Source organism: Leifsonia poae (genome assembly GCF_020009625.1).
GTDB classification, from domain to species: domain Bacteria; phylum Actinomycetota; class Actinomycetes; order Actinomycetales; family Microbacteriaceae; genus Leifsonia; species Leifsonia poae_A.
This window is the reverse complement of sequence record NZ_JAIHLP010000001.1, coordinates 26,885-50,410: the sequence shown is the minus strand read 5'-3', so window position 1 is coordinate 50,410 and position 23,526 is coordinate 26,885. Positions and strand designations below refer to the sequence as shown.

At 66.5% G+C, this 23,526-nt stretch carries 24 protein-coding genes and 1 other RNA gene; 7 read left to right on the top strand and 18 right to left on the bottom strand.

The window, feature by feature from the left end:
* Window positions 1–103: 103 nt before the first annotated feature.
* From K5L49_RS00275 to K5L49_RS00265, 3 genes are read left to right on the top strand one after another with little or no spacing between them, the layout of a single operon-like run.
* Window positions 104–979 (top strand): ABC transporter ATP-binding protein, encoded by an 876-nt coding sequence (locus K5L49_RS00275; RefSeq protein WP_223690129.1) that lies wholly within the window; start codon window positions 104–106, stop codon window positions 977–979.
* On the top strand, window positions 979–2,226 hold the full coding sequence (locus K5L49_RS00270; protein ID WP_223690062.1) for an ABC transporter permease: 1,248 nt from the start codon (window positions 979–981) through the stop codon (window positions 2,224–2,226). The genes K5L49_RS00275 and K5L49_RS00270 overlap by 1 nt, the downstream gene beginning before the upstream one ends.
* Complete coding sequence (locus tag K5L49_RS00265) at window positions 2,226–3,206, top strand: NAD(P)H-quinone oxidoreductase (protein WP_223690061.1); 981 nt, start codon at window positions 2,226–2,228, stop codon at window positions 3,204–3,206. The genes K5L49_RS00270 and K5L49_RS00265 overlap by 1 nt, the downstream gene beginning before the upstream one ends.
* Here K5L49_RS00265 and K5L49_RS00260 read toward each other — a convergent pair.
* The 5 genes from K5L49_RS00260 to K5L49_RS00240 form a co-directional block, all read right to left on the bottom strand.
* Window positions 3,203–3,616, bottom strand: coding sequence for a ribosomal maturation YjgA family protein (locus tag K5L49_RS00260; protein ID WP_223690060.1), 414 nt, complete (start codon window positions 3,614–3,616; stop codon window positions 3,203–3,205). The two genes, K5L49_RS00265 and K5L49_RS00260, sit on opposite strands and share 4 nt — an antisense overlap.
* A gap of 127 nt (window positions 3,617–3,743) precedes the next feature.
* The gene (locus K5L49_RS00255; RefSeq protein ID WP_223690059.1) at window positions 3,744–4,040 is read right to left on the bottom strand and encodes a hypothetical protein; all 297 of its coding nucleotides are present in this window, start codon (window positions 4,038–4,040) and stop codon (window positions 3,744–3,746) included.
* A 104-nt stretch (window positions 4,041–4,144) separates the two neighbouring features.
* Window positions 4,145–6,046: an FAD-binding monooxygenase gene (locus tag K5L49_RS00250; protein WP_223690058.1), complete on the bottom strand. Its 1,902-nt coding sequence runs from the start codon at window positions 6,044–6,046 to the stop codon at window positions 4,145–4,147.
* 155 nt (window positions 6,047–6,201) lie between these two features.
* Window positions 6,202–6,648: a hypothetical protein gene (locus K5L49_RS00245; protein WP_223690057.1), complete on the bottom strand. Its 447-nt coding sequence runs from the start codon at window positions 6,646–6,648 to the stop codon at window positions 6,202–6,204.
* A 123-nt stretch (window positions 6,649–6,771) separates the two neighbouring features.
* Window positions 6,772–7,719, bottom strand: a complete 948-nt coding sequence (locus K5L49_RS00240; protein ID WP_223690056.1) for a hypothetical protein — start codon at window positions 7,717–7,719, stop codon at window positions 6,772–6,774.
* Between the two features lie 176 nt (window positions 7,720–7,895).
* On the opposite strand from K5L49_RS00240, the gene K5L49_RS00235 reads away from it, so the two are divergent.
* Both K5L49_RS00235 and K5L49_RS00230 read left to right on the top strand, forming a co-directional pair.
* Window positions 7,896–8,285, top strand: coding sequence for a nuclear transport factor 2 family protein (locus K5L49_RS00235; RefSeq protein ID WP_223690055.1), 390 nt, complete (start codon window positions 7,896–7,898; stop codon window positions 8,283–8,285).
* The gene (locus K5L49_RS00230) at window positions 8,282–9,382 is read left to right on the top strand and encodes a DmpA family aminopeptidase (RefSeq protein ID WP_223690054.1); all 1,101 of its coding nucleotides are present in this window, start codon (window positions 8,282–8,284) and stop codon (window positions 9,380–9,382) included. Before K5L49_RS00235 ends, K5L49_RS00230 begins: the two co-directional genes overlap by 4 nt.
* Window positions 9,383–9,450: 68 nt before the next feature.
* Here K5L49_RS00230 and K5L49_RS00225 read toward each other — a convergent pair whose 3' ends face one another.
* Genes K5L49_RS00225 through K5L49_RS00205 form a run of 5 tightly spaced genes read right to left on the bottom strand, consistent with a single transcriptional unit; the run spans window position 9,451 to window position 14,633 of the window.
* Window positions 9,451–11,220 carry an ABC transporter ATP-binding protein gene (locus K5L49_RS00225; RefSeq protein ID WP_223690053.1) on the bottom strand — a complete coding sequence of 590 codons (1,770 nt, stop codon included), beginning with the start codon at window positions 11,218–11,220 and terminating at the stop codon, window positions 9,451–9,453.
* Window positions 11,217–12,104 carry an ABC transporter permease gene (locus K5L49_RS00220; protein WP_223690052.1) on the bottom strand — a complete coding sequence of 296 codons (888 nt, stop codon included), beginning with the start codon at window positions 12,102–12,104 and terminating at the stop codon, window positions 11,217–11,219. Before K5L49_RS00220 ends, K5L49_RS00225 begins: the two co-directional genes overlap by 4 nt.
* Window positions 12,105–12,117: 13 nt before the next feature.
* Window positions 12,118–12,561 (bottom strand): ABC transporter permease, encoded by a 444-nt coding sequence (locus tag K5L49_RS00215; protein WP_223690051.1) that lies wholly within the window; start codon window positions 12,559–12,561, stop codon window positions 12,118–12,120.
* Window positions 12,495–13,109 carry an ABC transporter permease gene (locus tag K5L49_RS00210; protein ID WP_223690050.1) on the bottom strand — a complete coding sequence of 205 codons (615 nt, stop codon included), beginning with the start codon at window positions 13,107–13,109 and terminating at the stop codon, window positions 12,495–12,497. The genes K5L49_RS00215 and K5L49_RS00210 overlap by 67 nt, the downstream gene beginning before the upstream one ends.
* Before the next feature lie 6 nt (window positions 13,110–13,115).
* Entirely contained in the window at window positions 13,116–14,633 is a 1,518-nt protein-coding gene (locus K5L49_RS00205) for an ABC transporter substrate-binding protein (RefSeq protein ID WP_223690049.1), read from the bottom strand.
* A gap of 209 nt (window positions 14,634–14,842) precedes the next feature.
* Here K5L49_RS00205 and K5L49_RS00200 point away from each other — a divergent pair, with 209 nt between their 5' ends.
* On the top strand, window positions 14,843–15,841 hold the full coding sequence (locus K5L49_RS00200; RefSeq protein ID WP_223690048.1) for an AraC-like ligand-binding domain-containing protein: 999 nt from the start codon (window positions 14,843–14,845) through the stop codon (window positions 15,839–15,841).
* On the opposite strand, the gene K5L49_RS00195 is transcribed toward K5L49_RS00200, so the two are convergent.
* From K5L49_RS00195 to ssrA, 3 genes are all read right to left on the bottom strand, one after another.
* Complete coding sequence (locus K5L49_RS00195; protein WP_223690047.1) at window positions 15,760–16,434, bottom strand: dihydrofolate reductase family protein; 675 nt, start codon at window positions 16,432–16,434, stop codon at window positions 15,760–15,762. The genes K5L49_RS00200 and K5L49_RS00195 overlap by 82 nt on opposite strands.
* Before the next feature lie 230 nt (window positions 16,435–16,664).
* Entirely contained in the window at window positions 16,665–17,795 is a 1,131-nt protein-coding gene (locus tag K5L49_RS00190) for a hypothetical protein (RefSeq protein WP_223690046.1), read from the bottom strand.
* A 565-nt stretch (window positions 17,796–18,360) separates the two neighbouring features.
* Window positions 18,361–18,754, bottom strand: a transfer-messenger RNA (tmRNA) gene (gene ssrA, locus K5L49_RS00185).
* Window positions 18,755–18,878: 124 nt separating this feature from the next.
* Between ssrA and K5L49_RS00180 the strand changes: the two genes are divergently transcribed.
* Entirely contained in the window at window positions 18,879–19,550 is a 672-nt protein-coding gene (locus tag K5L49_RS00180) for an SIMPL domain-containing protein (protein ID WP_223690045.1), read from the top strand.
* Between the two features lie 46 nt (window positions 19,551–19,596).
* Here K5L49_RS00180 and K5L49_RS00175 read toward each other — a convergent pair whose 3' ends face one another.
* The 5 genes from K5L49_RS00175 to K5L49_RS00155 all read right to left on the bottom strand — a co-directional run bounded on the left by K5L49_RS00175 (window position 19,597) and on the right by K5L49_RS00155 (window position 23,525).
* On the bottom strand, window positions 19,597–20,337 hold the full coding sequence (locus K5L49_RS00175) for a tyrosine-protein phosphatase (RefSeq protein WP_223690044.1): 741 nt from the start codon (window positions 20,335–20,337) through the stop codon (window positions 19,597–19,599).
* Window positions 20,338–20,376: 39 nt separating this feature from the next.
* Window positions 20,377–20,853: an SsrA-binding protein SmpB gene (gene smpB, locus K5L49_RS00170; RefSeq protein WP_223690043.1), complete on the bottom strand. Its 477-nt coding sequence runs from the start codon at window positions 20,851–20,853 to the stop codon at window positions 20,377–20,379.
* A 69-nt stretch (window positions 20,854–20,922) separates the two neighbouring features.
* Window positions 20,923–21,828: a permease-like cell division protein FtsX gene (gene ftsX / locus K5L49_RS00165; protein WP_223690042.1), complete on the bottom strand. Its 906-nt coding sequence runs from the start codon at window positions 21,826–21,828 to the stop codon at window positions 20,923–20,925.
* The gene (gene ftsE, locus K5L49_RS00160; protein WP_223690041.1) at window positions 21,825–22,994 is read right to left on the bottom strand and encodes a cell division ATP-binding protein FtsE; all 1,170 of its coding nucleotides are present in this window, start codon (window positions 22,992–22,994) and stop codon (window positions 21,825–21,827) included. The genes ftsX and ftsE overlap by 4 nt, the downstream gene beginning before the upstream one ends.
* Window positions 22,995–23,090: 96 nt before the next feature.
* Window positions 23,091–23,525 (bottom strand): GNAT family N-acetyltransferase, encoded by a 435-nt coding sequence (locus tag K5L49_RS00155; protein WP_223690040.1) that lies wholly within the window; start codon window positions 23,523–23,525, stop codon window positions 23,091–23,093.
* Window position 23,526 lies beyond the last annotated feature (1 nt).

Sequence of the window (23,526 nt, the reverse complement as noted above, 5' to 3'; positions counted from 1 at the left end):
ACTCTTCACCGTGTCAAGGCTTCCCGGCCACGACGTCTATCACTAGGTTGGGGACGGTGAGCACCGCAACCGCACCCCCCTCGTGCACATCGCGAACTTCCGCATGGACTTCGGCCGCACCACCGTCATCCGCGACCTCTCCTTCGACATCAACCGGGGCGAGACGTTCGGCTTCCTCGGAAGCAACGGGTCTGGCAAGACAACGACGATCCGCGCCCTCCTCGGCATCTACCAGCCGACCGGCGGCACCCTCCTCATCGACGGCCGGACGTTCAGCCCGGAGACCGGCGAGCGACTCGGGTACCTGCCCGAGGAGCGCGGGCTCTACAAGAAAGAGTCCGTGATCGACGTGATGGTCTACTTCGGCAAATTGAAGGGGCTCGGCAAAGAACACGCGCGTCGGTGGTCCCGTGAATACCTGGAGCGGGTCGGCATCGGCGAGAAAGAGAAGGTGCGCCTCGACAAGCTCTCGGGCGGTCAGCAGCAGAAAGTGCAGCTCGGCGTGACGATCATGAACGACCCCGAGCTCCTCATCCTCGACGAGCCCACGAAAGGCTTCGACCCGGTCAACCGCCGCCTGCTCATGGACATCATCGACGACCAGAAGAAGGCGGGATCGACGGTGATGATGGTCACCCACCAGATGGAGGAAGTCGAACGACTCTGCGATCGCGTGATTCTGCTCAAAGACGGAACATCGCGCGCCTACGGCACCGTCGCCGAGGTGCAGGAGCAGTTCGGTGGCACCGTCATCCACGTCGACCACACCGGCACGATCCCCACCTCCCCCGACTACACGCTGCTGTCGGATGAGCGCGGCCACGCCCAGCTCGAGGTCGCGAACGACGCCGATGTCAGTGGCATCCTGCGGGCGCTCGTCGACGGCGGCTTGAACGTGGCGCGCTTCGCCCCGACCCGCAAATCGCTCGACGACATCTTCGTCGAAGTCTACGGAGCCGAGAACAGGGAGCTCGGCTGATGGCCCAGCACAACCTCGGAACCGTCATCACGTTCGAGTTCGTCCGCACGATCACCAAGGGGCGGTTCTGGGTGGCCACCCTGTTCGTGCCGGTCATCCTGATCATCGTGTTCCTCCTCGTCTTCGCCTCCAACAGCTCGACCGATAAGAGTGCCGCCGCGCAGAAGGACGCCCACTTCTCGTTCGAGTACACCGATGCCTCCGGCCTGGTCGACCCCGCCGTCGTCGACAAGCTCGGCGGCACGAAGGCCGAGGGGGACGTCGCCGGCGTCGCCGCAGTGAAAACCGGCACGGTCGACGCCTTCTTCGCCTACCCGGCCGACCCGGCGAAACAGCCGATCAAGGTCTACGGCGCCGACAGCGGCGTCTTCCAGAACGGCCGATACTCCTCGGTCGCCGAAGCGATCCTCACGACGAGCGTCGAAAGTCGGATCGACTCCCCCCAGTACTCCGCGATCCTGCAGGGCACCGTCTCTTCCGACACAACCACATTCAAAAACGGGGAGGTCGCAGGCGGCTTCAACGCCGTCATCCCCGCCCTGCTCTTCCTGGTGATCTTTTACATCGTGATCCTGCTGCTCGGCAACCAGATGCTGAACTCCACCCTCGAAGAGAAGGAGAACCGCGTCACCGAGATGATCCTCACCACGATCAACCCGACGAGTCTCATTCTCGGCAAGGTGATCTCGCTGTTCATGATCGGGATCGTGCAGATGTTGGTGTTCGCGATCCCCACGGTGCTCGCCTACCTGTTCTTCCGCTCCCAGCTGAACATCCCCGACCTCGACCTGTCGGCGTTCGTGTTCGACCCGCAGCAGATGATCGTGGGCGCGCTCATCCTGCTCGGAGGGTTCTCGCTGTTCACCGGAACGCTCGTCGCCCTCGGTGCGGTGATGCCGACAGCCAAGGATGCGGGCCCGATCTTCGGCGCGCTGATGGTGCTGATCTTCATCCCCTTCTACACGATCGCTCTCATCATCAGCGACCCGAACGCCACGATCGTGCAAGTGTTCTCGTTCTTCCCCTACTCGGCGCCTGTGACCGCCCTGCTGCGCAACGCGTTCGGAACGTTGCCGTTGTGGCAGGCGATCATCATCATCGTCGAGCTCTTCGTGCTCTCGGCGATCGTGCTCCGGGTGGCTGTGCGGCTGTTCCGCTACGGGTCGATCGAGTACACGAACAAGGTGAAGATCCGGGATGTGCTCGGCCGCCGAGCACCCGCCGCCGAACGGTCGGGCGGGCGCTGATGCGCGCGGTCGTCATCACCGCCCCCGGAGGTCCCGACGTTCTCGCTCTGACCGAAATGGACGACCCGGTTCCGAGCGATCGGGAGATCCTCATCCGGGTCGCCGCGGCCGGACTGAACGGCGCCGATCTCGCGCAGCGCCGCGGCTTCTACCCCGCACCGGCGGGCGCACCGGACTGGCCCGGGCTCGAGGTGTCGGGCGAGGTCGTCGGGCTGGGCGCATCCGTGACGGAATGGGCGGTCGGCGACCGGGTCTGCGCACTCCTTCCGGGCGGCGGCTACGCTGAGCTCGCCACAGTGGATGCGGGCCTGGTGCTGCCCGTGCCGGCCGGAGTCGACCTCGTCGAGGCGGCCGGGCTGCCTGAGGTGACGGCGACCGTCTGGTCCAACGTCTTCCACAACGCCGGCCTGCGACCCGGCGAGAGCCTGCTCGTGCACGGCGGCTCCAGCGGGATCGGTTCGATGGCCGTGCAGCTGGGCGCCGCGATGGGCGCACGCGTGTTCGCCACCGCCGGCACCGCCGAGAAGGTCGCGTTCTGTCGCGCACTCGGCGCCGAGGTCGCTATCGACTACCGCGAACAGGACTTCGTCGATGTCATCGCTGATGCCACGCGCGGGGTCGGCGTCGACGTCGTCCTCGACATCGTGGGCGGCGACTACATCGCCCGCGACCTCGAAGCGCTGGCGGTCGGCGGGCGCATCATGTCGATCGCCGCGCGCAGCAACACCCCCAGCAGCATCGACGTGGGAACGCTGATGCGCAAGCGCGCCCGCATCTGGGGAACGACACTGCGCGCCCGACCGCTCGCAGAACGCGTGGCCGTCATCGCGTCCGTTCGCGAACACGTGTGGCCCCTGCTCGATGCCGGCCGGGTGCGCCCGGTCATCGACTCCGTGTTCCCGCTGGAGGATGCCCCTCAGGCCCACCGGCGCATGGAGTCGTCGGTCCATCGGGGCAAGATCCTGCTGCAGGCGGGTTAGCCGGAGCGTCCCGGAAGGCGCTCACCTTCCGACGCACCACCTCGAGCCTGCCGGGCGGCGACCGAGCGGGGACGCGCATCCAGCAGTGCGGCGAGCCCGACCCCGATCGCGTACGCCACGAGGTCGAACCATTGGAACGTCGACCCAAGAACGAGGGAGGCGCCGGGGATCGTCTGGGAGAGCTCGGCCGGCACCGGTGTCAGCTGGAAGACCTCGATCGACCAGCAGAACGCCAGCGCTACGGCCACCGGCACGACGATCCGCACCCGGGGTGCGATGAATGCCACGAGCACGTAGATGAGAGCCGCATACAGCGCATCCCCCAGGAAGCCGCCGAGGTCGCCGCCGACGAAGCGGTGGACCAGCAGTCCGACGGCCAGGATGAGCGCACCGACGGCGGCGAATCGCATCCTTCTCGACCGACCGTCCATCGTCGAACCTCTCCCGTCCACCGCGTGGACACCCCTCGACGATACGGCGGGCGCAGCGATGTCGCATCCGTCGTAGGACCGACCGTCACCGGGCGTGGGATCGGACCTACGCCTCCGCTGTCAGCCGCCCGGGCAGGAAGGGCAGCACGGGTGCACGGTAGACGAGTCTCGTCGGGCCGTCAGCGGTGACAATGGTTTCGGCCGCACCGAACTTCCACAACCGATTGAACAGGAAGACGCCGACCGACGTCGGGCCGTCGAGGGCGATCTGCCAGGTGCCGGTTCCCCACTGGGCGGGATGCCCGTGCCCGTTGTACACGACGGTCGGCTTCGGGTACCAGCCGATCCGGGGCCGATGGAGGGTGATCTCGATGCGGCGCGGCGAGGAGGATGAGTCGGACACAGGGACAGCCTACGGGCGGCTCAGACCGGATGCGTTCACGGGCGCTACGTCGTCGTCACGGCGATCGCACAGTCATCCCGCCCCTCGCTTCCACCGTGTCGGTCTCAGACGCGGTCGGGCTGTCGGGAGAACAGAATCGGTCGGAAGAACGCGGCGAGATCGTCCGTCGCGGTCAGCGGGAGGATGTTCGCCACATACTGGTCCGGCCGCACGACCACGACGGCACCACCGCGGTCGACCCCGCGCTGATCGAAGATGTCGTCGCCGCGTTCGGCCGCGAACACCTTCTGCAGGTCGATCAAGCCGAACGGGCCGACCCGCGGCTTGAACACAGCGGGCACCGCACCGAGGTCGACGCCGGTATGGTCCTGCTGGTAGATCACCGTGATGTCGAACCACGCGTCCTCATCGCCGTCCGGTGGCGTACACGCCACGACCGGGGACTCGGGCGAGTGGGCGAGCCACTCCGCGAACCCGGCGAGCGCCGAGGGCTCCCCCGCCTTCGCGGCGTCGGCGAAGACATAGAGGCGCCAGCGGCCGTCTGCCTTCGCCTGGTGGCCCAGGTGCACGGGGTTCGTGTCGCAGACGCGTTCGACGATCGCCGACTTGAACCGCTTGCCGAGCGGGTACCCCGTTGCCAGGCTCTGATGCTCGGGTTGCCCTATCAGCAGTGACGGCGCGTACTCGGTCATGAACCCGGCCGGGAACTCCGCCGTCCTGACGTAGAAGTCCTCCAGTTCTGACGGGTCGGCGAGGTCTTCGGGTTTCGTCGCCATCAGGGTCGACCACTCTTTGTCGAAGTCGATGAGGTTCTTGGCCACCACCTGCCGCTCGGCGGAGTATGTTGCGAGCAGACTCTCCGGGCTGCGGCCCTCGAGCACGTGCGCGAGCTTCCACCCGAGGTTGAAGCCGTCCTGCATCGAGACGTTCATCCCCTGTCCGGCTTTGGCGCTGTGTGTGTGGCATGAGTCGCCGGTGATGAACACACGCGGCGCCCGGGACCCGATCGCCCCGGTCGGCACGTCGTCGAACCGGTCGGTCAGGCGATGGCCGACCTCGTAGACGCTGTGCCATGCCACGCTCCGCACATCGAGGCGGTACGGATGCAGTATCCCGTTCGCCTGTGCGATGATCTGCTCGATTGTGGTGGCGCGCACCGCGCCGTTGTCGTCGGCCGCCACCTCACCGAGATCGACATACATTCGGAAAAGGTGTCCGCCCTCGCGGGGAATGAGCAGGATGTTCCCTGTCTCGGACTGGATCGAGCACTTCGTGCGGATATCCGGGAAATCGGTGACCGCGAGCACATCCATGACGCCCCAGGCGTGGTTGGCCTGGTCTCCGGCGAGGTGGCACCCGATCGACTCGCGCACTCTGCTGCGCGCCCCGTCCGCTCCGACGACGTACCTCGCGCGCACGATACGTCTCTCGCCCGCCCGGTCTCCCACCGTGTGCTCAAGGGTGACCGTCACCGGGTACGCCCCCGTCTCGGCGATCTCGAGGCGGACGAACTCCAATCCGTAGTCGGGGGTCATCCGGGTCGGCGAGGTCGCCATCACCTCGGCGAAGTAGTCGAGCACTCTGGCCTGGTTGACGATGAGGTGCGGGAACTCGCTGATCCCTGCCGGATCATCGACGGCGCGCGCCGATCGCACGATCCGCGTTGGGTCTGCAGGATCCGGTTTCCAGAAGGCCATCTCCGTGATTCGATAGGCCTCGGCCGTGATCCGCTCGGCGAATCCGAACGCGTCGAACGTCTCCACACTGCGGGCCTGGATGCCGTCCGCCTGGCCGATCGCGAGCCGGCCGCCGCGCCGCTCCACGATGCGCGTCGTGATGCCGGGGAACTGCGAGAGCTGCGCGGCGGTGATCATGCCGGCCGGTCCGCTGCCGACGATGAGCACGTCGACCGCATCCGGGAGTTCATCGGGACGATCGATGCCGACACCGGCCGCCGCCTGGATGCGCGGATCACCGGAAACATAGCCGTGGTGGTGGAACTGCACGGACTCTCCTCACTTCGTCGTGGGGACTCACACCAGCGAGTCATATTCGCTATTCGAACACACGATTCTTATATCGCACAGCCACCATACCGCAACGCCGAGGGGCCGGATGCGATCCGCACCCGGCCCCTCGGTGGAACCCCGTCCGACCTTCGTCATCGCGTCGACTTGTACTCCGGTGCCAACGAGAGCGCGCTGAAGGTGAACGGGCGCGTGACACGGATGAACCCGAGCGGACAATGCTTGGTGCCGGCCGGAATGTAGATCGACCCGGACTCGGTGATGGTGCGCCGCTCACCGTCGATCTCCATGTAGATCTCGGCACCGAGATCCCGCGGATTCTCCGGGTCGCTCCCCGTCCAGATCAGCACCTCGTCGTAGTCGTGCACGTGCTCATTGACCCAGTGGGTCTCCTCGTCGAGCTCGGTGACCCAGATGTAGGTCATGTGGATGCGGCTGTCCTTCTGCGTCAGCCGGCCCACGAGTTCGAAGCCCTCGCCCAGGTTGGCGGGTTCCTCCAGGCCTGCGGCCTCACCCTCGTCCGTCCACTCCACGTCGAGCAGCGGCAGGGTGTTGTTGAGCAGTTCGTCGATGTGACTCACTATTCCTCCTCTATCGATTGGCTGCCTCGACGCTAAGCGAGCCGCCGAGCGCCGCTCCAGGAGTCGGCAGCGAGTGTTCCGGGCGTGTCAAGGCGCCGTGCGGCGAGCGTCAATGCGCGGCGATCACAGCACGGCCGGGCGCCGCTGCCATTCGGTGATCACCGGTCGGTAGCCCGAACGCGACCAGAACGGCCCGGAGCGCGGATTCGCCACGGCGTAGCTGAGCAGGGTGTACGGCGAGGCGGTCGCATCCAGGATGTCGTGCGCGATTCCGACGAACTCAGCACCCATTCCGGCGCCCCGCTCGCTCTCGTCGAGGTACATGACCACGAGGTACTGTCCGCCGACGAGCGCGAGGGGCGGCGAATCCGGCTCCGGCGATGCTTCGTCGGGCATGACATGGATGAACCCGGTGATCGTTCCGCCTCGTTCGAGCACCCAGGTGGTGTCCGGCGCCCGCCGAAGACGATCGCGATAGGCATCGGCGAACATCGAGGCGGCCTTCGGCCGCACGGTGACCCCGGCGAAATGTGCGTCCAAGGCGAGAAGCTTCTCATCGAGCCGGCCGAGCACCTCGGCGTCGTCCACCGTCGCCGTGCGGACGACGCCGCCCTGAAGCGTTCGCGGGAGGCCGGGGGCCGCGCCCTGGTGCGAACGCGGGCGAGGCCTCAGCGCCCGGATGCCGGTCGGCCCGAAACCGCGACCATACAGCGCGTTGACCAGCGCGATATCTCGCGACGGCACCGCCACGCGCGCGGAACTGTCCCGATCGCCGCGCCGCTCGGCATCGGTGATCTCGGCCAACCATGCGTCGAGCACGCGCTCGACGGCGACAGTGCGCTCACCGTCCTCACCGGCCGACCGCAGGTCGAGCGAGTGACGACGGAGCGCACCCCAGACGGCGTCCAGCGAATCCGCCTCGACGGCCTCCAGCCGCGCGATCGCTTCGGCGCCCGCCGCGCCGACCCTGGCCACCCGATAGCCGGCGGCGGTCGGATCGAGGGGCGCGAGCGGCCCGATCAGCGGGTCGAGATCGCGCATCCTGTCGTTGTGCGCGCGGGTGATGTCCATGGTCGGCGTCTCCATCCTGGTCAGGGCCGGTCACGGCCAGGCTAGAGGCGGCACGGCGGGCCGGGGTTGACGATGCCCGAAGCGGCATTGGATCCGGCCGCACGCTTGCATTCGGGCCGGTTGAGCGGCGCTCGCGCGGGCGGAGAGACTGGCAGACGAAACGAGAGGGGACACCCATGAGCAATGCCGACATCGTCCGAGCCCACTACGACGCCTCACGGCGAGGCGACCTGCCCGGCATGGTCGCCGACTTCGCACACGACATCGTGTGGACCGAATGCGCCGGCTTCCCGACCGCGGGAACCTACATCGGGCCGGAGGCCGTGATCGACGGCGTGTTCGGGCCGACCGCCGCCGAATGGGACGGGTTCGCGGTCTCGGTCGACCGTCTCGTCGTGCAAGACGACGCTGTCGTCGCCATCGGCCGGTACACGGCCACGCACCGCGGCACGCGCCGTTGCCTGGACACGCGCACAGTGCACCTCTGGACGCTCGCCGACGGACGGATCATCGGCTTCGAACAGATCGCCGACTCGCAGCTCGCCGCCGAAGCGGCCGGCGCATGACCGCCCGCGCCCGCGATCTCGGCATCCCGGTCGGCTCCCTTCCGAGCGGCATCCACAACGCGATCACCGATGTCGCCGGCGTGAGGGTAGGCCACACCACGCTCATCACGGGCGACGGGCCGCTGGACGTCGGAGCGGGACCGGTGCGCACCGGCGTGACGGTGATCATCCCGCGGGACGAACCCTGGTCGCATCCCCTGTTCGCGGCGCCGTTCCGCCTCAACGGCAACGGGGAGCTCACCGGGCTGGAGTGGGTGCGCGAGTCCGGCACCCTCACCAGCTACATCGGCCTCACCAACACCCACAGTGTCGGCGTCGTGCGTGACGCACTCGTCGCGGACGAGGCACGACGTCGCAACGGCGATCGCGGATTCTTCTCCCTTCCCGTGGTCGGCGAGACCTGGGACGGGGTTCTGAACGACATCAACGGGTTCCATGTGCGCCCCGAGCACGTCCACGCGGCGATCGCGGCGGCGACGACCGGCCCCGTCGCCGAAGGCAGCGTCGGCAGTGGCACCGGGATGATGGCCCACGGCTTCAAAGGGGGGATCGGAACCGCATCCCGTGTCGTCCCCGAAGAGTCGGGTGGATACACCGTCGGCGTGCTCGTGCAGGCCAACCACGGCGCGCGCTCCCGCTTGACGATCGGCGGCGTGCGCGTGGGCGAGCTCTTCGACCGCGACCTGCCCCCGGTCGAGCGTTTCCTCGACCGGATCGGCGAAGAGGAGGGCTCGATCATCGTCGTCGTCGCGACCGACGCCCCGCTCCTGCCGACGCAGTGCGCCCGCCTGGCCAAGCGGGCCGCGCTGGGCATCGGCCGCACCGGCGGGGCCGGTGAGAACGGCAGCGGCGACCTCGTGCTCTGCTTCAGTGCGACGAACGACACCCTCGCCGGCGGATTCGAGCGCGGCGCGGCGCTGACGAGCACGATCGAGGTCCTCGCCAACGAGCACATCGATCCGCTCTTCTACGCCACCATCGAGGCCACAGAGGAGGCCATCCTGAACGCCATGCTCGCTTCGCCCACCTTCGTCGGGGTCGACGGATTCACGGCCCCCGGTCTGCCGCACGACCTCCTTCTCTCCTACTTCGCCTGACCGGGCGCACGAAGCCGCCCCGCGACACTCGTCGCGGGGCCGCTTCGTCGTCTCAGCCGACGTCCGTCTCAGCCGACGAAAGCCTCGGGCAGCTCGAGCGTGTCGGCCAGCAGAGCCTGCGTATACGGATGGTGCGGCTCGTCGAGCACGGCCGCCGTCTCCCCGCGCTCCACCACGAACCCCTCGCTCAGCACAGCGACGTTGTCGGCGATGCTGCGCACCACGGAGAGATCATGGGTGACGAAGATCATGGCCAGGCCGTCGTCCAGGAGGGAGCGCAGCAGTTCGATCACCGACGCCTGGACCGACACATCCAGAGCACTGGTCACCTCGTCGCAGATCAGCAGGGATGGCCGGCAGGCCAGTGCCCGGGCGATCGCCACGCGTTGCCGCTGCCCACCGGAGAGCTCCGCCGGATACATCCCGGCCAGACGCGACGGGATCTCAACCCGCTCGAGCGCTTCGGAGACCCGGCCGGCCGTCCCGCGCGCACCGAGATCTTCGAACAATCCGAGCGCGGCCGACAGGCTCGATCCAACGGTTCTGCGCGGGTTGAGCGACCCGAACGGGTTCTGGAAGACGTATTGGAGCTGTTTCCGCGCGGCATGAGAACGCTCGCGCGCGGTCAACGGCAGGGGCTGCCCATCGAAACGCAACGCCCCTGTGTACTGTTCGTGCAGACCGATCAGGCAGCGCGAGAGCGTGGTCTTCCCGCTGCCCGATTCGCCGACGATCGCCAAACAGCGCCCGGGTTCTACGTCCACGGACACGCCGAACAGCACCTGCCTGTCGCCGTAGTAGGCATCGATACCCTCGGCCTCCAGCGTCGCCGGCCGGCAGACCACCGCAGGCCGGTCCGGTCGGTCGACGATCCGTCGGCGGTGCGGAAGCCTCTCGATCTCCTCGGCGCGGATGCATCGCACGAGCCCGCCGGACCGCACCTCGCGGAGAGCGGGTCGGCTGGCGCAGGCGGCGGTCGCGAAATCGCAGCGCTCACGGAAGACACAGCCGTCGGCGCTCTCCCCCACCCCGGGTGCCCGGCCACGGATCGGCCGGAGCACCTGACGCTCCCGAGCCGTCGGCACCGCGTCGAGCAACGCGCGGGAGTACGGATGCAGCGGCCGAGTCAGCGCGTCCGCCGCCGAGGCCAGCTCGACGACCTGACCGCCGTACATGACCGTGACCGTGTCCGCCACATCGCCGACGACCGCGAGGTCGTGACTGACATAGATCGCAGCGATGCTGAAGTCGACACACAACCGCTTCACCAGGGCGAGCACCTTGGCCTGCGTGGAGACGTCGAGCCCGGTCGTCGGTTCGTCGAGCACGATCACCCGGGGCCGCGCGACCACCGCCATCGCGATGGCGATGCGCTGCTGCTGCCCGCCGGAGAGTTGACGCGGCTTGCGGCGCAGGAACGCGTCGTCGCTCGGGAGCCCGACGGTCTGCAGCACCTCCCGAACGCGAGCGAGGTTCTCCTCACGCGGCCCGTCGAGACTCTCCGTGAGCTGAGTGACCAACGAGAGCGACGGGTTGAGGGCCGTGGCCGGGTCCTGGGCAACATAGGCGACCAGCCGACGGCGTGCATCCCGGAGTGCTGTGCCGGTCAGGGTGAGAAGCTCGACACCGTCAACCGCGACCGATCCCGCGGTGATCCGGGCTCCTGGGCGCGCGTAGCCGAGAAGGCCGAGGGAGACCGTACTTTTTCCCGACCCCGATTCACCGACGACGCCCATCACCTCCCCCGGTTGCAGGGTGAATGAGAGATCATCGACGATGAGTGCGCCGTCGGACTCCCGCGCGATGGTCAGATGCGAGACCTGCAGGGCGGCGGTCATCGGTTCGTTCCTTCCGTTCGTGCGATCACCCGTGCGGCGCCCTCGGCGATGAGGTTGCCCGACACGGTGTAGATCACGATCATGACGATGGGCGCGAGTACGGCCAGCGGTTGGATGCCGAGCCCGGCGCGGTTCTCGCTGACCATGAGGCCCCAATCCGAGGCCGGGGGCTGGATTCCGTATCCGATGAAGCTCATCGAGGCGAGGATGCCCACCGCCCACATCAGACGCACCCCGAGCTCGACGAGGAGCGGCGACGAGACGTTCGGCAGCAGCTCGCGAGCGAGGATCGTACGGCTCGGCATCCCGACCGCCTTGGCCCACTGCACGTACTCCCGGCCGATGACCGGCAACGCGGCCCCGCGGATGACACGGGCGACCCCAGGGATCAGTGCCACCACGACGAGCGATACCAGCAGCCACGGCGTCGGCCCCAGCACAGCCACGAAAAGCAGCGTCAGCAGAATGCCGGGAAAGGCGAGAAGCACATCCATCGCCCGCATGAGCACCGTGTCGACGCCGCGCCCCCAATACGCGGCGGCCAATCCGACCGCGGCGCCGACCGCAACGGAGAGCACAGCCGCGGTCGGCGCCATCCAGGCGATGTAGATACCGCCGCTCAACACTCGTGAGAGCACGTCTCGACCGAGCTGGTCGGTGCCGAGCCACGCCTCTGCGGACGGTGCCGCATACGGCAGACCCACCGGCTTCGTCGGATCGTGGGGGGCGAGCAGGCCGCCGAAGACCGCGAAGAGCGTCGTCGCCACAAGAAGCACCACCCCCAAGCGCACGCGGGGCGCCGCCCAGAAGCGTCGGAGACCGACGGCGCGCGGCCGGGCCCGCGGAGGAAGCGCGAACGCCTCGGTGATCGGTCGGTTGCTCATCTCGTTCTCTCTCTCAGCGGCTCTGCGCCGCGCCGCGGGTGAAAATGTCCGCGACGAGGTTGAGCACGAAGTAGGTCACGGCGATCAGCAGCACGATCGCCTGGATGACGGGGATGTCCCGGTTGTTCACGGCCTCGACGAGTGCGGCGCCGATCCCCGGATACGCGAACAGGTACTCGACCACGACCACGCCACCCACGGTGTACGCGGCCACGAGGCTCGCCGCCGGGATCACCGGCGCCAGCGCGTTCGGCAGCGCATGCCGGTAGAGAATGCGCCTCGTCGAGAGACCTTTGAGTCGTGCCGTCTGCACGTACTCGCTGTTCATCGTGTCGATGAACGCCACGCGGACAAGCCGGGAGAGGTACATCACCCCGGTGACGACGAGGGTCAGCACGGGCAGCACGAGTGCATCCGGATGCGCCAGCGGGCTGTCACCGGGCGGAATGAACGACACCGGGGGAGCAGATGGAACACGGTCGTGCCCAGCAGAGCGACGACGACCGTTCCGATCACGAACTCGGGTGTCGCGTTCACAACGATCGAACCGCCCAGGAAGATCCGGTCGAACAGTCCGTCCCGGTGCTGAGCCGCGTAAACGCCGACCACCAGCGACACCGGCAGCATGATCAGCATCGAGACCGCGCTCAGCGTCACCGAATTGCGGATGCGCTCCCCCAGCAGATCGGACACGGGCACCCCGTTCACCAGTGACTTCCCCCAGTCGCCGTGCAGAATACCGCCGAGCCAGCTCAGATACTGCTGCCAGATCGGACGGTCCAGACCGAGCTGGTCGCGCAGCAGGGCGAGCGACTGCGGTGTCGCCCTCGTGCCGAGCACCACGTGCGCAACATCGCCCGGCATCGCTTGCGTCACGAGGAAGATCAGCAGCGAGACGATCAGAAGAGTGAGCAGCCCCTGAAGCCCCTTCACGAGAACAGACCGCGCCTGCCGCGCGCTGACACGCGGCGGGGCGACGGGGGCACTCAGCAGATCGACGGCCACGGCGGGCTACTTCGAGCCGAGGGTGACGCCGGCGAAGTCGGTGGAGGCACGACCCCAGAGATCCGGCTTCAGTCCGTGCACGGAGTCGCGGTACGCCACGATGCTCTGCGGGTACGCCGCGACGATGTTCCCGCCCGAGGCGTAGTCGATCGCCTGCATCGTGGTGATGAGCGCGCACTGCGTCGCGTGGTCGGACGTCGCCATCATCTCACCGACGAGCTTGGTGAACGCGGGGTTGTTGAAGTGGTTCGCGTTCTCGACACCATCTGGCAGGAAGTGCGTCGACGCCGTCACGACGTAAGGGCTCCCCGAATAGCCGATGTAGAACGGCCAGTCACCCCAGCCGTTGAGGAAGGTCGCCGTGTCCAGCTTCTTGACCGTCACCGTGACACCGGCCTGAGCGGCCTGCTGCGCGTAGAGCTGGGCGGTCTCCATCATCCCCGGGAAGGCGCCGTCGGTGGCGAGTTCGATCGAGAGGTTCGACTGGCCCGCTTCGGCGAGCAGCTTCTTCGCCTTCGCCAGATCCTGCGTGCGCTGGGGCACATCCGGCGCCGGGCAGTCGGTGTTGTTGCCGAGGTAGTCGTCTCCGATGGAGGCGAACCCGCCGAACGCGTTGTCGATGATCTGCTTTCGATCGACCACCAGCTTCAGCGCCTCCTGCACCTTCGGATCGCTGAACGGTTTGGTGTCGACGCGCATCGAGAGGGTCATGTATGCGCCGCTCTCGCTCACGAGCGTCTTGATGTGCGACGCCGTCTTCAGCGAGGCCACATCGGTGAACGGCACCGAGTACGCCACATCGATCTGACCGCCGCGCAGCGCGTTGGTGATGGCCTGCTGGTCTTGGAAGAACTGCAGGCGCAGGTTCTTGAAGCCGGGCTTCTCGCTCCAGTAGTCGTCGAAGCGGGTGAGCTGCGCCTGCTGGCCCGCGGTGAAGGAGACGAGGTCGAACGGCCCAGTGCCCACCGCCTCCCCCTTGGCGTCGAGACCGCGCATGAGCAGGTCCCGCGACGCCCACACCTCGGGAAATGTTCCCACCGGCTTCTTCAGGTGGAATTCGAGCGTGAGGTCGTCGACCTTGGTGATCCGTGCCGGGTCGACGAAGTCGATCTGCGTCGAAGCGGGATAGTCGTTCTTCGGATCGAGCATGTAGCTGATGCTCTGGATCACGTCGGCGGCGGTGAATGCGCTGCCGTCGTGCAGTTTCACATCGGGGCGCAGCTTCACCGTCCACACGTCGAGAGCGGCGTTCGGCGTCATCGACTCCGCAAGCCGCATCGTCACACCGCCTTTGTCGCTGTACTCGGTCAAACCGTCGTAGAGCTCCTGACGCAGAGCATCTGCCGACGCCGACGAGGTGGCCGTGTACGGCTGGATCTGATCCTTGTTGTTGCCGACGACGCCGAGCACGAGTTCGCTCTTCGACGGCGACCCGCCCGAAGCCGAACAGGCGGCCGCGCCGAGCAGCACGGCTGAGGCGACGAGCCCGGCCGCGAGGCTGCGGCGGAAGCGCAGGGATGCCATGGAGAACTCCTTTGTCTCGGGGGTGCCCAGGATGACCCGTGGCGTGCCGACACTCTGCTCCGTCGCTCCGTCGCCACTCAACCGGGTCGGGTCATCATTTCCGGGGATGTCAATCCGCGTTCTGGGAACGTCAACTCCGCGCCCGTCCGCTCTTCGCCCCCGCTATCCTGTGTCAACGGTGCGACGAGGCACCAGGATCGGGAGACGCCATGCATCCGTCGAGAACGCCGGCCGAGCCGGCGAGCGCGATGAACACCGTCACACGCGGGTTCGCCGCATTCCAGGAAGCGATCTCCCGTTCGCTCATCCCGATGCAGGTCTCGAGTTTCAGTCCCGAGAACTTCTGGAGCCGCATCCGGGCCGCCGAAGCCGATTGCGTGCAGTTCACAGAGGTCACCGCCTCCCGGCACACCGCCGTGCGCGCGCCCGAGAACATCGACCGCCACTCCCGCGGTTATCTGAAAGTGAACGTGCAGCTCGCCGGCACCGGTCTCCTCATCCAAGACGACCGTCAAGCGCTGCTGCGCCCGGGCGATCTCGCCGTGTACGACACGCAGCGCACCTTCTCACTCGCGTTCGAGGACGATTCCCGTTCTCTCGTCGTCATGTTCCCGCGCGAAGCCGTCGACATCCCGCCCGACACGATCGATCAGCTCACCGCCGTCACCGTCTCGGGCCGTAAGGGCGTCGGCAACCTGGTCGTGCCGTTCCTCGCCCAGGTCGCGAGCAATCTGGAGCAGCTGCGCGATCCTTTCGGGCCACGCCTCGCGCACAATGTCCTCGACCTTCTCAGCACCACCCTGTCCGCCTCGATCGGCGAGCGTCTACCCGACCGCGGGCAGAACCGTCTGCTTTTCGAGCGCGTGCTCGACTACATCGATATGAACCTCGGATCCACCGAGCTCACCCCCGACAGCATCGCCGCCGTCCACTACGTCTCGACGCGCCATCTTCACGGGCTCTTCCAGGCCCAGGGGACGACCATCGCCGCGTGGATCCGCAATCGCCGTCTCGAGCGCTGCTGCCGCGACCTCCACGACCCGTCCCTCATCGATCGCCCCAGCTCAGCCATCGCCCGTCGCTGGGGTTTCCACGACCCGACCCATTTCTGCCGGGTCTTCAAGACCTACTCGGGTCTCACCCCTACTGAGTTCCGGATGTTGGCGGAGGCGCGGTCCGCCGCGGCCGCACGACCCCTGCCCGAGTGAGGCGCCCGCGCGGCTGCGGAGCGATATCGATTCACGACGATCCCGCTGGCGAACCCCGCCGATTCGAGCAGCTCGAGAGCGATCCCGCGCGGCGGGAAGATCGATCGCCCTCCGCCTGCCGCCGCCGGATTGATGAAGAGTTCCAGTTCATCGACGGCTCCGACGTCGATCAGCGCGGAGACGAACCCCACACCGCCGAACGTCACATACGTGCGGTCATCCGCTTTCAGCGACTCCACTCCGGCCAGAAACCCTCCGGGCACCACCGTGGTGCGTTCCCAGTGCGACACGATCGGCCGTGAGCTGAGCACAACCTTGTCGAGTTCGGTGATCCGGTGCGCGAATCGGAAATCGCTCTGTGCATCCATCGCGTCTGCGATGCCCGCCCAGTGTGCGAGATAGCCTTCCTCCACCATCGGCCTGCTGAGCAGGATGGCATCGGCCCTCTCGAAGGTGGCATTGAACCGGTCACGAAGCGGGCGATCCCACGGCCAGTCCGCACCCCAATCCCAGAGCTGCCAGCTCACCGTCGGATCGCTCGCCTCGACATACCCGTCGACGCTCATCTGCATCTGCACGATCAATCGGCCCATAGCGGTTTCCTCACGGTCGGCCCTCCACAAACCGGAAAAGGCCCCAACTCCCGCCGATTTCAAGCAACGCGTGACAGCGACCTGATGGTGGAGATGGCGGAATTGAACCCCCGTTGGAGCCCCTTTTACAATTACATTGACGACGATACGTTCTCAGAAAAATGTGGGCAAAGGGTGGGCGCGGCATCGACGTGGGGGGCTTCACGGCGTGGAAGCGCTCAGCTCGACTATCACCGCGGACGCCACTCCGCGCCGCCTCTGCGATGCCACGCAACGCTTCCGTCACCGATGTCGACGACCTCGAGGCGAAACCACCACGTCTCATCCGGGCCCCACCCAGCGATGAGCGATGCGGTGTCCCCGTCGACGGGCACCGGCAGGCCCGCGGCCTGCAGATAGGCGGCGGCGCTCAAATGCACGCCGTCAAAATGCTCCCCAACAGAGGTCCAGTCGGGAATCACCCACTCGCCGATGCGCCCAGTGGCTCGGTACCAGTCATGCCGACGCGACGAGGTGAGGTCGAGCGGGAACCGGCGACACAGTTCCGCCCAGTCATCCGCAGTGCTGATCTCGTAGACGCGCGCACGCGGGTCGATACCCACCGGCCGCGTCTGCGCCTCTTCCCACCCCATCGAATCCTCGATGAGATGCAGGCCAACCGGTCCAGTAGCGCCGACGCTCCGAGTGGTAGTGAAAGAAGCCAGCGGTACGAGTGGTGTGGACCACCACGAGCCAGAGAAGCTCGCCGTCAGGTCGGAGGGGCGGTCACGACGAGCCCGATGCTCCTCCGCCACGGCCTTGGCACGAAAGGTTCGAATGTCCGGCCGCACGACTCGTGGAGCGTTCTGCCGGCCGAATTCGAAGTCGACATCCCATTGATCGGACCGATCGATCGGAGCATCCCACCACTCCGTTCCCGGTTGGCCGAGTAGCACCTCGGCGGCGCGCTGCAGTGCCGGCCGCAGGATCGGGAGGGCGCACAGGAAGTCTTCGCCGTCGGGCTCCTGCCAGTAGCGGGCTGAGCTCACGGCCTCCTCGAGCACGTCGAGCGGATTGATGAGTTCCGTGAGTATCGGCGCGTCCAGAAGTGCTGCCACCAGGTCATCCGCACTCTCGATGGGCGGGACCCCCGGTACCGAAAACCTGCCAGAGTATCCGTCCGCACCCCGCGCGTTGTCCGCTTCGAACCTGAGGTATGCCCGGCCAGCACCCGTGGATGGATCAAGTTCACCGCCAAGTTCCATGATGGCGTTGAGGAGCGTCGCCGAGAGTTTCTGGTTGCCGCTCGTGCCAGCCGCTACAGAGAGTGACGCCCTTCTACCTCGTGGTCCACTAAGCAATGCATCGGCATCGATCTTCACGGGCTCACAATACCGACCGTGTCACCTCTCAGCCTTAAGTCTACGAGCGATGGGCCGCAGAAGGACGTGTTATTCATTGGATGAGGCGGCACGATCGTCGGGGTCCCGTCGACGACGCCAAGGCCACCGGCCACGCCGACCGTCGCGTGGCAGCGTATGCACGACAGCGTCAGGAACACGAAGCCGCCGCGATAAGGCACGCCAAAGAGCGTGAACGTGCAGCCGCACAACGGCATGCCGCGGACTCCCTGCGGGGGCTCGAGGCAAGATGGGGCAGCCACGCCGACGCCCTCAAACGACTAAGCGAAGTTTCGCAGGCCCCGGTCGACTCCGGGCTGAGCAGGACGCCGCTCTTCTCGAACGTGACGAGCTGATCGCTCAGCTTCGAGAGGCTGGCGAGAGTTGGAGCTCCCTCGTGGCACGAACGGGATTGAGCCGTCAGGCGCTCAGTAACCGTGGGCAAAGTGTGGGAACAAGACAAAACTGGGGCCTTCTCCGAAACCGGAAAAGGCCCCAAATTCCGCGGAATACCGCGGACCTCAAACAACGCGTGACAGCGACCTGATGGTGGAGATGGGGGGAATTGAACCCCCGTCCACTGCTGTGGTCATATGCCTTCTACGGGTGTAGCCAGTACAAGCGTTCTACTCGGCTCCGGAATTCGCCACTGGCACCTAAACCGACGAGCCCAGTCTCAGTTGAAGTCCCTCTATGCCCTCAGACGAAACATAGAAGCAATCTCTCTAAATTACGCCAGGATCCGGGTAGAGAGCATTCCCGGTCTGACGGTCTCTATAAGTTGCGAAGGAACTTACGCCGCGAGGGCGAAGTCTGCCTTGGCAGAGACAGTGCGGTTTGAATTGGCACTTATTTTTTTGCGGGCATCGTTTACGAGATAAGCCTGCATCCTCGACCCGCTTCTCACACTCTCGCAGACAATGTCGAAACCGATCATCCCCATGCGACGGCCGCGAGGCCGGGTCACTGTCACGCGCTGTTGAGTTGTTTCATAACTATCGCCGAATCCGACGAGCTTCTCATCGTACAACATCGCGGAGCGCCGTTCTATGCCACGATCGGGGAATGGCTGACGCGATCATCACCGTTCAGGGCGAATACGAGTTGCACCATCCGGCCGAACGGGGCACCGTGCGCCTCACGGTCACCTACGAGGGCGAGAGCCGGGATGAGGTGCTCGCCCTCGCCACTCAGCGCCACATCTCCCTCACCGCCGAACTGCGCGACATCCACCACCCCCAATCGGGACCGGTCACCTGGTGGGCATCGGACCAGCTGCGCGTGTGGGGCGAGAGGCCCTGGAATCAGGACGGCAGACAGTTGCCCGTCGTCTACCACGCGCAGGTCGGGATCGACGCCAAGTTCAGCGATCTCGCCGCCCTCTCCGACTGGGTGGGGGTCGTCTCGCTTCTCGACGGCGTCGCGGTGAACGGCATCACCTGGTCGCTGACCGAAGCGCGCAAGCAGACCCTCGTTCAGGAGGCGAGACGGCGCGCCGTGGAGAACGCCGTGGCGAAGGCCACGGTCTATGCCACGAGTCTTGGTCTCGGGTCGGTCAGAGCGGTCGCGCTGAGCGACCCGGGGATGCTCGGCGACGGCTCCTCCCCCGGAGTTCCGCCCCAGCCGCTGTTCGCCCGCGCGGTCTCGGCCGATCTGAGCGGCGGGGGCACGCTCGCCCTCAAGCCCGAGGACATCACGATCGCCGTGCAAGTGCACGCGCGGTTCGTCGCTTCCTGATCGGCTGTCGGGATCCGCGTCCCGGAGCAGACCCGCGCGAAGAGGATCAGGCCGGTTCGACCAGAACCGAGCGCAGTTCGGCGAGTTCGATCTCGTCGAAGCCGGCGTCGAGAAGGTAGGCGCGAACGCCACCGTGGTCCCGATCGATCAGATCGAGGACCGACTCGAGCGCCTCCGGCGGGCTGCCTCCCATGATCGCTCTCAAGCCGGGAGTGATCGCCACGCCGTGACTCTCCACGAGCTGCAGCATCCGTTCGAGCCAGGGACCGCGCAGATTGTCCTCCGTCGCGGCGTAGTCGGCCACGACGGTCTCCCTGTCGACTCCGACCGCGAGCAGCGCGAGCGCGACGACGATGCCCGTCCTGTCTTTTCCGGCCGTGCAGTGCACGACGACCCCGGCCTCGGAGGTGTCGGCGATCTCGCGCAGCGCCGAGACCACGACGTCCCGGTGCTGCAGCGCGATCTTGGCGTACATGTCGTTCAGGGTGGCGCCGATCGTGCTCTGCGAACCACCGGACCCCTCGAAGACGGGCAGGCGCAGCACATCGACGCCCAGCCCGGCCAGGTCGTCGGGCAGAGCCTGAACCTCGAACTCGTCGCGGAGGTCGATGACGACCTTCACGCCCAGCTCCCGCAATTGCTCTTTGCCGGTCTCACCAAGTGAATGCAGGCCGTCGGAGCGGAAGAGCTTGCGGGAGCGAATGCGGCCGCCCGCAACCGGATACCCGCCCACATCGCGAAAATTGTACGTTCCGCTGACCTGGATCCGTTCGGGCGGAGTGCTCATTCTCTCAGTCTGGCATGCACGGGAGCGCGGTCGAGGTCGTCACTCGCCGAGATGACGGCGACTGGACATCGCACGGTCGGCTTCTCTCTTGTCCTGCCGCTCGCGCAAGGCCTGCCGCTTGTCGAATTCGCGCTTGCCTTTCGCCACTGCGAGCTCGACCTTGGCGCGGCCGTCGCTGAAGTAGATCGAGAGGGGGACGATGGTGTAGCCGCCCTCTTTGACCTTGTTGTGGATCTTCAGAATCTGCGCTTTGTGCAGCAGGAGTTTGCGCTTACGCCGCGGTGCGTGGTTGTTCCAGGTGCCGTCGGCGTACTCCGGGATGTGCACGGCATCGAGCCACGCTTCGCCCCCGTCGACAAAGGCGTAGCCGTCGACGAGAGAGGCGCGACCGGCGCGCAACGACTTCACCTCGGTGCCCGTCAGAACGAGCCCCGCCTCATAGGTGTCTTCGATGAGGTAGTCGTGGCGGGCTTTGCGATTGGTGGCCACCACCTTCTGGCCACGTTCCCTGGGCACAGCGCACTCCTGACGATTCTGATCGGATGTCGCCCGGCGTTCACCAGGCAGCCACCCAGTCTATCCGACTCAGACCTTCAGGTAACGACTGATGGCGAAGTTCGCCGAGACGGCCGCCAGCACGATGCCGACGAGCAGCAGGATCGGCGCGACGAGCAGCGCATCCTGCTCTCCCACGAAGTTGATGGACTGGATGCGTTCAGAGAGGTATCCCTGCACGAAGAATCGCACGATCGCATACACGGCTCCAGCGGCCAGCACCGAACCGATCAGCGCTGCGACGACGCCCTCCAGAATGAAGGGGGTCTGGATGAACCGGTTGGAGGCGCCCACCAGGCGCATGATCCCGAGCTCCCGTCTTCGCGAGAATGCCGAGAGGCGGATCGTCGTAGCGATGAGGAGCGCGGCCGCTATGAGCATGAGCGCGGCGATGCCGATCGCGGTGAAGCTCGCTGCGTTGAGGATGGAGAAGATCTGGTCGAGATAGCTTCGTTGGTCGACGACACTCTGCACCCCGGCCGAGCTGGAGAGCGTCTCCGTCAACACCGCCGATTGCCCCGGGTCTTTGAGGTTCACCCAGAATGTCGGCGGGATCATCTCGGGCGTCACGAAGTCGGAGATCTGGTTGCCTTTGAACTGCTGCTTGAACTGCGCGTAGCCATCCTTCTGATCCTGGAAGTAGAACTTCTGGATGTAGGGCGCGAGTTCCGGTGACTTCAGCTGGGCTTGGACCGCAGCGATGGTCTGATCGGTCGCCGCCCCGCCGGCGCACTTGTCGGAGTCGATGCACATGTAGACCGCGACCTGGGCCCGGTCGTACCAATACGTCTTCATCTGCCCGATCTGCATCTGCAGAAGAACGGCCGTGCCGACGAAGGTCAAGGAGATGAAGGTGACAAGGATGACGGACACGACCATGGACAGATTGCGTCGGAGCCCGTTGGCCGCCTCGGACCAGACCAGTGCGAATCTCATTTGGTCGGCCCCACGTTCTGCTCGCCGCTCGGATCGGTGTCGGCGCGAAGGCCTCGCAAGTCCAGGTTCGCGGTGAAGTTCAGGTGGTCGGGCAGCGCCTCGTCCGAGGCGGAGTGAACCGCAGGGGGCTGAGCCGGCTGAGTAGGAGTGGGCTGCGGCCGTTGCACGGGGGCAGGCTGCGGCTGTTGCACGGGAGCGGGCTGCGGATGTTGCACGAGGCCGGGCTGCGGCTGTTGCACGAGGCCGGGCTGCGGCTGTTGCGCGAGGCCGGGCTGCGCCACGGGTGCCCACTGCGGAGCCGGCTGAGCTGTGGGCGCCGGAGCGGTGACCGGTGTCTGCGGATTCGCCGCAGGCATCACCGGACGCGCCATCGCGGCCGCCTGCTGCGGCGCGGACGCCGGCTGGGGCATGCCGGAGGACTCCGCCGCGCGGCGCGCATCGGCTTCCTCGGTCGCCTGCTGCGGGATCGTGGGGATGGCAGTGGTGAAGCCGTAGCCGCCATGGCGCTCATCGCGCACGATCTGGCCGTTGACGAGCTCGATCACGCGACGCTTCATCTGATCGACGATGGCGGCCTCGTGTGTCGCCATCAGCACGGTGGTGCCGCCGGCGTTGATCCGTTCGAGCACCGCCATGATGCCCGCGCTCGTCGCGGGGTCGAGGTTGCCCGTGGGCTCGTCCGCAAGGAGCACCTGCGGCTTGTTCACCACCGCGCGTGCGATCGCGACGCGCTGCTGCTCACCACCGGAGAGCTCGTGCGGGAGCCGTTGGGACTTGCCGTCGAGTCCCACCATCTTGAGCACATCTGGCACAGCCTCCTGGATGAACCCGCGGGACTTGCCGATGACCTGCAGCGTGAACGCGACGTTCTCGAAGACGGTCTTGTTCGGCAGCAACCGGAAGTCTTGGAAGACGACTCCGATGTTGCGGCGGAAGTAGGGAACCTTGCGGCTCGAGATCGTGCCCAGATCCTGCCCGAGGACATGGATCTTCCCCTTGCTGGGCTTCTCCTCTTTCAGGATCAACCGCAGGCAGCTCGACTTGCCCGAGCCGGAGGCGCCGACGAGGAAGACGAATTCTCCGCGCAGCACTTCGAGGTTGATGGCGTTGAGCGCCGGGCGCCTAGTGCCCGAGTACTGTTTGGATACGTGTTCGAACCGGATCATGACTTCTAGAGACTAAGCAACCCGCGGCAGAACCGCAGCAGCGACATGCCCGACAGCGCAAGCCTGAATGCCCACCGAACGAAACCCGAGCGACGCCTATCCAGCGAAGCGGAACGTGTTCGTGTCGCGACGCACGAACCCGACCGACTCGTACAGCCGGATCGCGGCGACGCGCGACGGACGCGAGGTCAGGTCGAGCGTGCGGATCTCCTGCTCCGCTGCGCGTCCGATCATCGCCTGCAACAGGGCCCGGGCGACACCACGGCCGCGTGTGCTCTCGTCCACCACGACGTCGTCGATGTGACCCCGTACACCGGTGGGGATCGGAAACGTGACCAGGGTCGCCATTCCCACGACAGTCTCACCGAGCTTCGCGACGAAGAGTTCGCAGGCGTCGGCTGCCACCACCCGCTCGAGCAGTTCGCGATCGAATGCGGCGCTCGAGGAGAGCTGGGGGATCAGCCCGGCCACCGCATCCGCGAGGCCGCTGTCGAGCTCGCGCGCGACGACGACGGTGAGTTCCTCCGACACG

Bases quoted from the DNA above. Each gene is read 5' to 3' on its own strand.
- K5L49_RS00275 (WP_223690129.1), top strand. From the start codon at position 104: ATGGACTTCGGCCGCACCACCGTCATCCGCGACCTCTCCTTCGACATC.
- K5L49_RS00270 (WP_223690062.1), top strand. From the start codon at position 979: ATGGCCCAGCACAACCTCGGAACCGTCATCACGTTCGAGTTCGTCCGC.
- K5L49_RS00265 (WP_223690061.1), top strand. From the start codon at position 2,226: ATGCGCGCGGTCGTCATCACCGCCCCCGGAGGTCCCGACGTTCTCGCT.
- K5L49_RS00260 (WP_223690060.1), bottom strand. From the start codon at position 3,616: ATGCGATTCGCCGCCGTCGGTGCGCTCATCCTGGCCGTCGGACTGCTG.
- K5L49_RS00240 (WP_223690056.1), bottom strand. From the start codon at position 7,719: ATGGACATCACCCGCGCGCACAACGACAGGATGCGCGATCTCGACCCG.
- K5L49_RS00235 (WP_223690055.1), top strand. From the start codon at position 7,896: ATGAGCAATGCCGACATCGTCCGAGCCCACTACGACGCCTCACGGCGA.
- K5L49_RS00230 (WP_223690054.1), top strand. From the start codon at position 8,282: ATGACCGCCCGCGCCCGCGATCTCGGCATCCCGGTCGGCTCCCTTCCG.
- K5L49_RS00225 (WP_223690053.1), bottom strand. From the start codon at position 11,220: ATGACCGCCGCCCTGCAGGTCTCGCATCTGACCATCGCGCGGGAGTCC.
- K5L49_RS00220 (WP_223690052.1), bottom strand. From the start codon at position 12,104: ATGAGCAACCGACCGATCACCGAGGCGTTCGCGCTTCCTCCGCGGGCC.
- K5L49_RS00205 (WP_223690049.1), bottom strand. From the start codon at position 14,633: ATGGCATCCCTGCGCTTCCGCCGCAGCCTCGCGGCCGGGCTCGTCGCC.
- K5L49_RS00200 (WP_223690048.1), top strand. From the start codon at position 14,843: ATGCATCCGTCGAGAACGCCGGCCGAGCCGGCGAGCGCGATGAACACC.
- K5L49_RS00195 (WP_223690047.1), bottom strand. From the start codon at position 16,434: ATGGGCCGATTGATCGTGCAGATGCAGATGAGCGTCGACGGGTATGTC.
- K5L49_RS00180 (WP_223690045.1), top strand. From the start codon at position 18,879: ATGGCTGACGCGATCATCACCGTTCAGGGCGAATACGAGTTGCACCAT.
- K5L49_RS00175 (WP_223690044.1), bottom strand. From the start codon at position 20,337: ATGAGCACTCCGCCCGAACGGATCCAGGTCAGCGGAACGTACAATTTT.
- ftsX (WP_223690042.1), bottom strand. From the start codon at position 21,828: ATGAGATTCGCACTGGTCTGGTCCGAGGCGGCCAACGGGCTCCGACGC.
- ftsE (WP_223690041.1), bottom strand. From the start codon at position 22,994: ATGATCCGGTTCGAACACGTATCCAAACAGTACTCGGGCACTAGGCGC.